Origin of the sequence: Nocardiopsis prasina DSM 43845, from assembly GCF_000341265.1 — a bacterium.
Lineage (GTDB): Bacteria > Actinomycetota > Actinomycetes > Streptosporangiales > Streptosporangiaceae > Nocardiopsis > Nocardiopsis prasina.
In genome coordinates this window covers 54163-65454 of the sequence record NZ_ANAE01000164.1, presented here as the reverse complement: position 1 = coordinate 65454, position 11292 = coordinate 54163, and the positions used below count along the sequence as shown (strand labels likewise).

Genomic DNA, 11292 nt, shown 5'->3' with positions numbered 1-11292 from the left:
CCGCCTCCCGCCATCCGACCACCACGAGTCATCACGGAGTCGAATTGTCACCGCGCACGACCAGGAAGTCCGCGACAGCCGACGAGCAGCCGAAGGAGGCGCCGAAGAAGGCCGCCGCCGGGAGCACGGCGGCTAAGGGTACGGGGTCCAAGGGCACGAAGGCGAAGGCGCCGGCCGCGAAGAAGGAGTCCGCGTCCAAGGAGACGGCGGAGCGGAAGGCGACGCCGAAGAAGGCCGCCGCCAAGAGCACCGCCGCCGGGAACGCCGCGTCCAAGGCCGCCACCGTCAAGAGGGCCGCGAGCAGGCCGGGGGCGGGGACCGCCGCCGGGACCGCACCGAAGAAGCCCGCGGCCAAACGGCCCCGCAAGCCCGCCGGGATCTCCTCGGAGCTGGCCGCCGAGCTGGACCGGGTCGTGGACGGCTGGCATCACGACCCGCACTCCGTCCTCGGCCTGCACGACCGTGACCTGCGGGTTCTGCGCCCCGGAGCGGTCGAGGTGGACGCCGTCCTGCCGGACAACTCCAGGGTCGGGCTCACCCACCGCCACCGGGGCGTCTTCACAGCCCGGCTCCCCGCCCGCACCGCCGACTACCGGATCGCCGTGCGCTACGAGGAGGGCGGCCCCGAACTGGTGCAGGCCGACGCCCACCGGGTGGGGCCCACCCTGGGCGAACTCGACCTGCACCTGATCGGTGAGGGTCGGCACGAGGAGCTGTGGCGGGCGCTCGGTGCGCACACGACCACCGTCGAGAGCCCCATGGGAGAGATCCCCGGCACGCGCTTCGCGGTCTGGGCGCCCGACGCCCGCGGCGTGCGGGTGATCGGCGACTTCAACTACTGGAGCGGGATCGCGCACCCCATGCGCAGCCTGGGCGCCAACGGCGTGTGGGAGCTGTTCGTGCCCGGCATGGGCGACGGCGACCTGTACAAGTTCCAGGTCCTGGGCTCCGACGGACACTGGCGGGACAAGGCCGACCCCATGGCGCGGCGCACCCAGGTGCCCCCGGCCACGGCGTCGGTGGTCACCACCTCCGAGCACGTGTGGTCCGACGAGCAGTGGATGGCCGAGCGCAAGGGCGCGGAGCCGCACCGCTCGCCGATGAGCGTCTACGAGGTGCACCTGGGCTCCTGGCGGCCCGGCCTGAGCTACCGGGAGCTGGCCGAGCAGCTGGTGGAGTACGTCGTCGACCTCGGCTTCACCCATGTGGAGTTCCTGCCTGTGGCGGGGCACCCCTTCGACGGTTCGTGGGGATACCAGGTCACGTCGTACTACGCGCCGACGCCGCGATTCGGCAGCCCGGACGAGTTCCGGCACCTGGTGGACTCCCTGCACCGGGCCGGGGTCGGGGTTCTCCTGGACTGGGTGCCCGCGCACTTCCCCAAGGACGAGTGGGCGCTGGCCCGGTTCGACGGGACGGCCCTGTACGAGCACCCGGACCCGCGGCGCGGGGAGCACCCCGACTGGGGAACCCTCATCTTCAACTACGGACGCACCGAGGTGCGCAACTTCCTCGTCGCCAACGCCCTGTACTGGCTGGAGGAGTTCCATATCGACGGCCTCCGGGTGGACGCCGTGGCCTCGATGATCTACCTCGACTACTCGCGGGACTCCGGGCAGTGGGAGCCCAACGCCTTCGGCGGCCGGGAGAACCTGGAGGCGATCGACTTCCTCAAGGAGCTCAACACCACGGTCTACCGGCGCAACCCGAACGTGGCAATGATCGCGGAGGAGTCCACCGCGTACACGGGGGTGACCCAGCCGGTGGACATGGGCGGTCTCGGGTTCGGGCTGAAGTGGAACATGGGCTGGATGCACGACTCCCTGGAGTACGTGAAGAAGGAGCCGATCCACCGCGAGTACCACCACGACGACATCACGTTCTCGATGGTCTACGCGTACAGCGAGAACTACGTGCTGCCGCTGTCCCACGACGAGGTCGTGCACGGCAAGCAGGCGCTCTTCAACAAGCCGCCCGGTGACGAGTGGCAGCGCGCCGCGACGCTGCGCGCGCTGCTGTCGTTCATGTGGTCGCACCCGGGCAAGCAGCTGCTCTTCATGGGCGGCGAGATCGCCCAGGGCGACGAGTGGTCGCACGAGGAGGGCGTGCCGTGGTGGCTGCTCCAGTTCGAGCACCACGCGGGGGCCCAGAGGCTGGTCAGGGCACTCAACAACGCCTATCGACCGCGTCCGGCGCTGTGGTCGCTGGACACCGACCCGGCCGGGTTCCGCTGGCTCGACGGGGGTGACCGCCAGGGCAACACGCTCAGCTACCTGCGCCACGGCGAGGACGGCTCAGTGCTCGCGTGCGCGGTGAACTTCTCGCCCGTGCCCCGCCCGAACTGGCGGGTGGGCCTGCCCTCCGAGGGCCGCTGGACGTCGGTGCTCAACTCCGACGACCCGCGCTTCGGGGGTTCCGGCCACGAGGCGCCGACGTCCGTCGAGACCCAGGCCCAGGAGTGGCACGGTCAGCCGTTCTCCGCCGAGATCACGCTGCCGCCGCTGGCCGCCGTCTGGTTCGAACCGGAGCGCTGACCCGGACCCGGCCCCGGGGAGTTGTCCACAGGCGACACCCCGGGGCTTTCGCTCGCCCCGGATTCCGGTTCTACTGGAAACCGGCCCCCTCCCCACACCCACGAGCACCAAAGATCCCGTCAACCCACCACCAGCCGCTCTGTACAACCCCGGCAGCGCACCTGGCCAGCACGGCACTTCTCCTCGGGGCGCCCGCGTGTTCTCTTGTCCCCCACACGTGTGTCCCCCGACACAGGCACGACCCGTTGGGAGCCCCCTCCATGTCCAACACAAGTCCGGGTTTCGTCAAGGTCCTGGGAAGGACCGACGTCCTGGCCCTGGCCTTCGGAGCGATGATCGGCTTCGGCTGGATCGTCCTCACCGGCGACTTCGTCGACGCGGCTGGCAGCGGTGGCGCCGCCCTCGCCTTCGTCATCGGCGGCGTCGTGATGGCCTTCGTCGGCCTCACCTACGCCGAGCTGGTCTCCGCCATGCCGCACGCGGGCGGAGAACACCACTACGCCATGCGCGCCATCGGCCCCAAGGGCGCCTTCTTCGCCTCCTGGGCCATGGTGCTGGGCTACGTCTCGGTGGTCGCCTTCGAGGCGGTCGCCGTCCCGCAGACCCTCGTCTACCTGTTCCCGAACATCGAGGTCGGCCACCTGTGGACGATCGCCGGATACGACGTCCACGCCAGCCTGGTGGCGATCGGCGTCCTGAGCGCCGTGGCCATGACGGCGCTCAACTACGTCGGGATCCGCCCTGCCAGTGTCTTCCAGGGCGTCACCGTCCTGTTCCTGCTGGCGGCGGGCGCGGCGATGCTCACCGGCGCCTTCGTGGGCGGGTCCTCCGCGAACATGGAGCCCCTGTTCACCGGCGGGGTGTCCGGGATGTTCGTGGTGCTGGTCGCGGTCCCGTTCCTGTTCGTGGGCTTCGACGTCATCCCGCAGTCGGCCTCGGAGATCAGGCTGCCCTATCGTCTGGTCGGATCACTCCTGGTGTTCTCGGTCTTCTGCGCCACCGCCTGGTACGTGATGGTGATGCTGACCGCCGGCGCCGGGCTGCCCTCCTCGGACCTCCTGGGCTCCGAGCTCGCCTCGGCCGACTCCATGGCCGCCATGTGGGACAGCGCCGCCATGGGCAACCTCCTGGTCCTGGGCGGTGTGGCCGGTCTGCTCACCAGCTGGAACGCCTTCCTCATCGGTGGCAGCCGCCTCATCTACGCGATGGCCCGTTCGAGGATGCTCCCCTCCTGGTTCGGTGAGCTCCACCCGCGCTTCCGGACCCCCGCCAACGCGGTGCTGTTCATCGGCGCGCTCTCGGTCCTGGCCCCGCTCTTCGGCCGCCCGATGCTGGTGTGGCTGGTCAACGCGGGCGGCCTCAACATCGTGATCGCCTACCTGATGGTGATCGTGTGCTTCCTGGTGCTGCGTCGCCGTGAACCGGAGATGGAGCGGCCGTTCAGGGTCCGCGCGGGCACCCCGGTGGGCGTCACCGCCTTCGTCCTGGCGTTCGGCCTTTTCCTGCTCTACCTGCCCGGAATGCCCGCGGCGCTGAGCTGGCCCAACGAGTGGGGCATGGTCCTGGCCTGGTGGCTCGGCGGAGCCGCGCTCATGTGGCGCCTGCCTCGCGTCAGTCCGGGCCCGGACGCCGAGGAGCGCCTCATCGACCTCATGGACTCCCGGGACACGAGACGGAGAACCCCCGCGCACTGAGAACCGCCAGGGCGGGCCACGGCTCCTGGGGCCACCACCCGTCCTTGCGGCCGGTGCGCCCACGACCCGCAGGCGGCCACGGGCGCCGTCGTCGCGCTGGTGGACGCGGGCAACCGGCACGCGGCGACCACGAGCCCTGGGCCCTCGACCGCGCCGAGCGGTCCGGGGCCGCCCCCCACCTGGGCGAACTCGTGGAGACCTGCCGGGAACTCGCCCGGGTGCTGGGCCCCTGGCCTGCCCGACGCCGACGCCTCAGCGCGCGGCTGGCCGGGGGCCGCGACCCCGTGCCCCCGGCCGGCCCGGTGTCACACGGGCTCGGTCGACCGGACTCAGTTCACCCACCCGTGCCAGGAGGCCAGGCGGCGGACCGCCTCGTCCAGCACCTCGTCCTTCTTGCAGAAGGCGAAGCGCAGCAGGTGCCGCCCCTCGTCCTCGCGGTCGTAGAACACCTTGGCGGGGACCGCCGCAACCCCCGCCTGACGGGGTAGGGCCCGGGCGACGTCCACGCCGTCCAGGAATCCGAGCGGACGGATGTCCGTCATCAGGAAGTAGGTGCCCTCGCAGACGTTCACCTCGAACCCCGCCCGGGTCAGACCCTCCGCGAGCCGGTCCCGCTTGTTCTGGAGCCCGAGCCGCTGCTGCTCGATCCACTCCCCCTCGTTGTCCAGGGCGTCGGCGATGGCCAGCTGGAGCGCGCCGTTGGCGGAGAAGGTGAGGAACTGGTTGACCGTGCGCACCGCGCGCACCAGGGGTTCCGGGCCCGTGACCCAGCCGGTCTTCCACGCGGTGACGGCGAACGTCTTGCCCACCGAGGAGATCGACAGGGTCCGCTCGCGCATGCCCGGGAGCGTGGCCAGCGGCACGTGCTCGCGGTCGTCGAAGGTGAGGAACTCGTACACCTCGTCGGTGACCGCGATCAGGTCGTGCTCGCGGCACACCCCGGCGATCACCTCCAGCTCGGCGGGTGTGAAGACCGTCCCGGTGGGGTTGTGCGGGGAGTTCACCATGATCAGCCGGGTCCGCGGGGTCACCGCCGCCCGGAGCTCGGCCGGGTCGAAGGTGAAGCGTCCGCTCTCCGGGTCGCAGCGCAGCGTGACCGGGCGGCGCACCCCTCCGGCGAGTGAGATGGTCGCCGGGTAGGAGTCGTACATCGGCTCGAAGACGATCACCTCGTCCCCGGGCTCCACCAGGGCCAGCATGGACGCGGCGATCCCCGCGGTCGCGCCGACGGTCACGTACACCTCGGTGTCCGGGTCGAACTCCAGGCCGTAGTGGCGGGAACGGTAGCGGCTCACCGCCTGGCGCAGCTCCGGGCGGCCCGGCCCCGGCGGGTACTGGTTCACCCCCGCCATGATGTTGCGGGAGGCCCCCTCCAGGAGGGAGCGCGGCCCGTCGGTGTCGGGGAAACCCTGTCCGAGGTTCACGGACTCGGTCTCCACGGCCAGGCGCGTCATCTCGGCGAAGATCGTCTCACCGTACTCGCGCATGCGTTCGATCAGAGGTTCATCCACCCGTCGAGCGTATCCACCCCGACCCGCTCCGGCATCCCCGGGCACGACGAAGGCCCCCGGTCTCGTCGCGCCCAGTCGATCGCTGGGTGCCACGAGGTCGGGGGCCCGACCCGTCGTCTACGGCAGGAGCAGACTCAGCACGATCCAGACCACGGGACCCGCGATGAGCAGCGAGTCGATACGGTCCATCAGTCCGCCGTGGCCCGGCATGAACCGGCCCATGTCCTTGACACCGAGGTCGCGCTTGAAGAGCGACTCGATGAGGTCGCCGACCGTGGCGGCCAGCACCACGGCCAGGCCGAGGACCACGCCGACCCACCAGGGGCCGCCCATCATCAGGGTCACGCACAGCGCGCCCGCCACCGCGCAGCCCACCACGGAGCCGCCGAAACCCTCCCAGGTCTTGTTCGGGCTGATCACCGGGGCCATCTTGTGCCGTCCCAGCAGGATCCCGGCGAAGTACCCGCCGATGTCGCTGGAGATCGTCACCACGATGAACACCACGAGCCGGTACTGCCCGTCCTCGGGATGCGCGATGAGCAGCATCCACGTGGCCAGCAGGAACGGCAGGTACACCAGGACGAACAGGTTCGCCGACGCGTCGGCGACGAACCCCTCCGCTCCTCCTCTCAGCCGCCAGACCAGGCAGGAGATCGCCGTGAGGGCGGCGATGCCCACCAGCCAGTCCGCGCCGCCGAAGTAGGCTCCGGCCTGCATGGCCACGCCGCCCACGGCCAACGGGGCCACGGCCAGGGTCACGCCCTTGCCGCCGAAGGCCCGGTTGAGCTCGCGCAGGCCGATCAGCACCCCGAGCGAGGTGATGATCGTGAACAGCTGCGGCCAGGGGAAGACCGAGAAGAAGACGAGCGCGCCCAGGGCGCACCCGCTGGCGATGGCCACCGGGAGGTTGCGACCGGTCCTGACCGGTCCGCCCCCCGGTTTGTGCAGCACGAAGCGCTGCCCGGCGGCCGTGTCCGAGGAGGGGTCGTCCGCCCCGGACGGGGGAATGTCGTCGGGTCTGTGCTCCGGTGAGTGGTCATCGCCTCCGGAACCCTTGGAAGGTGTGCTCACCGGCTAAACCTCGAGAAGATCAGATTCCTTGTGCTTCAACAGCTCGTCGATGGCGGCGACGTACTTCTGGGAGAGCTCGTCCAGCTCGGCCTGGGCGCGGTGCGCCTCGTCCTCACCGAGGTCACCGGCCTTGACCGCCTTCTCGAAGCTGTCCTTGGCGCGACGGCGCACGTTGCGGATCGAGATCTTGCTGTCCTCGGCCTTGGTGCGCGCGACCTTCACGTACTCCTTGCGGCGCTCCTCGGACAGGTCCGGGAACACCACGCGGATGACCTGACCGTCGTCGGAGGGGTTGACGCCGAGGTCGCTGTTGCGGATCGCGTTGATGATGTCGGTGCGCGAGTTCACGTCGAACGGGGAGATGACGACCATCCGCGGCTCGGGAACCGAGAAGGACGCCAACTGGTTGATCGGGGTGCGGGCACCGTAGTAGTCGACGGTGATCTTGTTGAAGGTGGCCGGGGTGGGGCGGCCGGTCCGGATCGTGGCGAAGTCCTCCTTCGCGACGACCACGGCCTTCTCCATCTTCTCCTCGGCCTCAAGGAGGGTTTCTTCGGTCATTGTGGCGCTCCCGGGTTCTCGGCTGGGTGTTCGTGGCTTGGGGTCGCGGCCGGACCGTCCGCTCTCTAGGCGGAGACGGGGCCGACGATGGTGCCGATCTTCTCACCGCGGACGGCGCGCAGGATGTTGCCCTGGCTCATGAGGTCGAACACGACGATGGGCAGCCCGTTGTCCATGCACAGGCTGACGGCCGTGGCGTCCATGACCTTGAGGCCGCGGGTGAGGACCTCGTTGTAGTTGAGCTTGTCGAACTTGACCGCGTCCGGGTTGCGCTGCGGGTCGGAGTCGTAGACCCCGTCGACCTGGGTGCCCTTGAGGACCGCCTGGGCACCGATCTCCAGCGCGCGCTGAGCGGCGGTGGTGTCGGTGGAGAAGAACGGCGCACCGAGACCGGCACCGAAGATGACCACGCGGCCCTTCTCCAGGTGGCGGATGGCGCGACGCGGAATGTAGGCCTCGGCGACCTGGCTCATGTGGATCGCGGTCTGTACGCGGGTGTCCACGCCCAGGCGCTCCAGGAAGTCCTGGAGGGCGAGGCAGTTGATGACGGTGCCGAGCATCCCCATGTAGTCGGCGCGACCGCGCTCGATCCCGCCCTCGGTGAGCTGCGCGCCGCGGAACATGTTGCCGCCGCCGACGACGACGGCGACCTGGATGCCCTCGGAGACGGCTTCGGCGATGGACTCCGCCACGTACTGGACGACCTCGGGCTCGATGCCGAGACCGCCACCGCCCGCGAAAGCCTCCCCCGACAGCTTGAGCATCACACGTTTCCAACCGGAATCGTGCATGGCGGGTTCGGTGGTCATCGCTTCGTTCTCCGACACGGCCTGCGGCCTCCCTTGTTCTCCCCGAGTGGCACAGGGTCCCCCGAGTGCTCCTGCTGCGGGCGGCGGGGGCTCACGACGCCCCAAATCCGCCCATATCCACCAAAAGGTGCCGGGGAGAGAAGTCTCCCCGGCACCTCCATCATGTCAAAACCCCAGGGTGTGTGCGGTGGACGCCTTCTCGGAACGATCCACCGAACAACTCCCTAGGCCTGGCCGACCTTGAAGCGCACGAAACGCTTGACGGTGACTCCGGCCTCGTCGACGATCTTCTGGACCGTCTTCTTGTTCTCCTTGACGAACGGCTGGCCGAGCAGCGTCACGTCCTTGAAGTAACCGTTGAGGCGGCCCTCCACGATCTTCGGGATCGCCTGCTCGGGCTTGCCCTCCTCGCGGGTGGTCTCCTCGGCGATGCGGCGCTCGTTGGCGACGACCTCGGCGGGGACCTCGTCCTTGCTGACGTACTGCGGCGCCAGCGCGGCGATCTGCTGGGCGAGGTCCTTGCCGACCTCTTCGTCCTGCTTGTCCAGCTCGACCAGGACGCCCATGCTCGGGGGCAGGTCCGGGTCGGACTTGTGCAGGTAGCTCGCGACGTAGGCGCCGTCGAACTTGGCGATGCGGCGGAACTCGAGCTTCTCGCCGATGATCGCGCTCTTGCCCTCGATGTAGGCCTGGAGGCTCTTGCCCGGCTCGATCTCGGCGGCGGCGATGGCGGCGATGTCGTCGCCGTCCTGGGCGGCGACGAAGTCGGCGACCTCGTTGGCGAGCTCGATGAAGCCGGCGTTCTTGGCGACGAAGTCGGTCTCGCAGTTGAGCTCGATGAGGGTGGCCTTACCCTCGCTCTCCTGCTTGAGGACGACCATGCCCTGGGCGGCGGTGCGGTCCGCGCGCTTGTCGACGGACTTGGCGCCCTTGATGCGCAGGGCCTCGACGGCCTTGTCGTAGTCGCCGTCGGCCTCGGTCAGGGCCTTCTTGCAGTCCATCATGCCGGCGCCGGTCGCGTCGCGCAGCTTCTTGACGTCCGCGGCGGTGAAGTTCGCCATGACTGTTCTCGGATTCCCTTGAGTGAAGTCTGATCTGGAAGTGGAGCGACCCGGGTGAGCACCGCGCGGGCCGCCCCGCCCGGAAGGGGCGAGGCGGCGCGCGGGAAACGGTGTCCCCGGAAGGGGCCGCTGACTACTCGGCGGTCTTGTCCTCGGCGGGGGTCTCGACCGGAGCCTCGGCGGGGGCCTGCTCGGGGGCGTCCACCGGGGAGTCCTCGGAGGTGGCCTCGGCCGGAGCCTCGGCGGCGACCTCGTCGGCCGGAGCGACGGTCGGGGTCTCGTCGGGGGCCTGCTCGGCGGCGGCCTCGGCGGCAGCCGTCTCGCTCTTGCCCTCGAGGAGCTCGCGCTCCCACTCGGCCAGGGGCTCCTCGGCGGCCTTCTCCTCGGTCGCGCCGGAGGCACCGGAGCGGACCAGGAGACCGTCGGCGACGGCGTCGGCGACGACGCGGGTGAGGAGGCTGACGCTGCGGATGGCGTCGTCGTTACCCGGGATCGGGTAGTCGACCTCGTCCGGGTCGCAGTTGGTGTCGAGGATGGCGACGACCGGGATGTTCAGCTTGCGAGCCTCGCTGATCGCGATGTGCTCCTTCTTGGTGTCCACGATCCACACGGCGCTGGGCACGCGGGACATGTCGCGGATACCACCGAGGGTGCGCTCCAGCTTGTCCTTCTCACGGCGAAGGTTGAGCAGCTCCTTCTTGGTGAGGGCGGAGCCGGCGACGTCGTCGAAGTCGATCTCCTCCAGCTCCTTGAGGCGCTGGAGCCGCTTGTGCACGGTGGAGAAGTTGGTGAGCATGCCGCCCAGCCAGCGCTGGTTGACGAACGGCATGCCGACGCGGCGAGCCTGCTCGTCGATGGCCTCCTGCGCCTGCTTCTTCGTGCCGACGAACAGGATGGTGCCACCGTGGGCGACCGTCTGCTTGACGAACTCGTAGGCGCGGTCGATGTACGCCAGCGACTTCTGGAGGTCGATGATGTAGATGCCGTTGCGCTCAGTGAAGATGAAGCGCTTCATCTTGGGGTTCCAGCGACGGGTCTGGTGCCCGAAGTGGACGCCGCTCTCCAGGAGCTGGCGAATCGTCACGACTGTGGCCATGACCTGGTCCTCCTTGCGGTGGCGGAGGAGTGCTCCGCCGTCGGTTGATCCTGACGCCCCGGCCGTACCGCCACCCCGCCGAAACGGTGTGGACCGTGGGTGCGACCCCTCCCTGAGGAGGCGTGTGGGCGTGCGTATTGTTGGTTGGTCCAGCGGACCACGGATGATTCTATCCTCCGTGGGACACACCCCGGAACAGCTCCGTGCCCAGGCAGATCAGTGGGTGAGCGGAGCTCCGCCACGGTCGGTTCCGGGGAGGCCGTTGGGGAGTGCGGACGGGTCTCGGAACGGGTTGTCCACAGATCCGGATCGGCGGTGGCGGAGTCCGGCCCCGTGGCGCACGCTGGAGGCATGAGCCCTCGCCGTGTCTGGCACCTCCTGCTGTCGCTCTCGCTCCTGTTCCTGCCGGTCCTCTCGCACCGCACCACGGCTCCCACGACCTTCGCCGTGTCCTCGTGGCGTTGGCCGGTGGACCCCCCGGCCGAGGTCCTGCGGGAGTTCGCCCCGCCCGAACAACCCTGGCTGCCCGGCCACCGGGGCGTGGACCTGGCCGCCGAGCCTGGGCAGTCGATCCACCCGGCGGGTCCGGGGCGGGTCCACTTCGCCGGTCGGATCGCGGGCGTGGGAGTGGTGAGCGTCTCCCACGGGGACCTGCGCACCACCTACCAACCGGTGGACGCCTCCGTCGCCCGGGGCGACCCGGTGGGCGACCGGCCCCTGGGGACCCTGTCCACCGAGCCCCGGCACTGCCCCGACCGCCACTGCCTCCACTGGGGCCTGATCCGTGGCTCCGCCTACCTGGACCCGCTGAGCCTCCTGGGGCGCGGGGAGGTGCGGCTCCTCCCCCTGTACAGCACGGCGCCGATCGGGTCGGAGATCGGGTCGGACACGACGAGCGGCCGGGCCGACGTCCCGGGCAGGGGGACGAGTGCCCGCCGGTCCCGGCCGTCCCGGA

Annotated in this window: 8 protein-coding genes and 1 pseudogene; 3 read left to right on the top strand and 6 right to left on the bottom strand. The window is 69.9% G+C overall.

From position 1 onward, the window contains the following. Window positions 1-389 precede the first annotated feature (389 nt). A complete protein-coding gene (gene glgB, locus D452_RS0120395) occupies window positions 390-2534 on the top strand; it encodes a 1,4-alpha-glucan branching protein GlgB (RefSeq protein ID WP_394297096.1) in 2145 nt (714 codons plus the stop codon). 260 nt (window positions 2535-2794) lie between these two features. Next, window positions 2795-4228: an APC family permease gene (locus D452_RS0120390; protein ID WP_017545997.1), complete on the top strand. Its 1434-nt coding sequence runs from the start codon at window positions 2795-2797 to the stop codon at window positions 4226-4228. A 329-nt stretch (window positions 4229-4557) separates the two neighbouring features. Here D452_RS0120390 and D452_RS0120385 read toward each other — a convergent pair whose 3' ends face one another. The 6 genes from D452_RS0120385 to rpsB all read right to left on the bottom strand — a co-directional run bounded on the left by D452_RS0120385 (window position 4558) and on the right by rpsB (window position 10337). Further along, window positions 4558-5739, bottom strand: a complete 1182-nt coding sequence (locus D452_RS0120385; RefSeq protein ID WP_017545996.1) for a pyridoxal phosphate-dependent aminotransferase — start codon at window positions 5737-5739, stop codon at window positions 4558-4560. 117 nt (window positions 5740-5856) lie between these two features. Further along, complete coding sequence (locus D452_RS0120380; RefSeq protein WP_017545995.1) at window positions 5857-6810, bottom strand: phosphatidate cytidylyltransferase; 954 nt, start codon at window positions 6808-6810, stop codon at window positions 5857-5859. A gap of 3 nt (window positions 6811-6813) precedes the next feature. Continuing rightward, window positions 6814-7371, bottom strand: a complete 558-nt coding sequence (frr, locus tag D452_RS0120375; RefSeq protein ID WP_017545994.1) for a ribosome recycling factor — start codon at window positions 7369-7371, stop codon at window positions 6814-6816. 65 nt (window positions 7372-7436) lie between these two features. Next, on the bottom strand, window positions 7437-8180 hold the full coding sequence (gene pyrH / locus D452_RS0120370) for a UMP kinase (protein WP_040694415.1): 744 nt from the start codon (window positions 8178-8180) through the stop codon (window positions 7437-7439). 224 nt (window positions 8181-8404) lie between these two features. Beyond that, window positions 8405-9241 carry a translation elongation factor Ts gene (gene tsf, locus D452_RS0120365; RefSeq protein WP_017545992.1) on the bottom strand — a complete coding sequence of 279 codons (837 nt, stop codon included), beginning with the start codon at window positions 9239-9241 and terminating at the stop codon, window positions 8405-8407. A gap of 133 nt (window positions 9242-9374) precedes the next feature. Continuing rightward, window positions 9375-10337: a 30S ribosomal protein S2 gene (gene rpsB, locus D452_RS28690; protein ID WP_017545991.1), complete on the bottom strand. Its 963-nt coding sequence runs from the start codon at window positions 10335-10337 to the stop codon at window positions 9375-9377. 351 nt (window positions 10338-10688) lie between these two features. Here rpsB and D452_RS31855 point away from each other — a divergent pair. Then, window positions 10689-11132, top strand: a pseudogene (locus tag D452_RS31855) (peptidoglycan DD-metalloendopeptidase family protein); the annotation flags it as partial. Window positions 11133-11292: the final 160 nt, after the last annotated feature.

Bases quoted from the DNA above. Each gene is read 5' to 3' on its own strand.
- D452_RS0120390 (WP_017545997.1), top strand. From the start codon at position 2,795: ATGTCCAACACAAGTCCGGGTTTCGTCAAGGTCCTGGGAAGGACCGAC.
- frr (WP_017545994.1), bottom strand. From the start codon at position 7,371: ATGACCGAAGAAACCCTCCTTGAGGCCGAGGAGAAGATGGAGAAGGCC.
- pyrH (WP_040694415.1), bottom strand. From the start codon at position 8,180: ATGACCACCGAACCCGCCATGCACGATTCCGGTTGGAAACGTGTGATG.
- tsf (WP_017545992.1), bottom strand. From the start codon at position 9,241: ATGGCGAACTTCACCGCCGCGGACGTCAAGAAGCTGCGCGACGCGACC.
- rpsB (WP_017545991.1), bottom strand. From the start codon at position 10,337: ATGGCCACAGTCGTGACGATTCGCCAGCTCCTGGAGAGCGGCGTCCAC.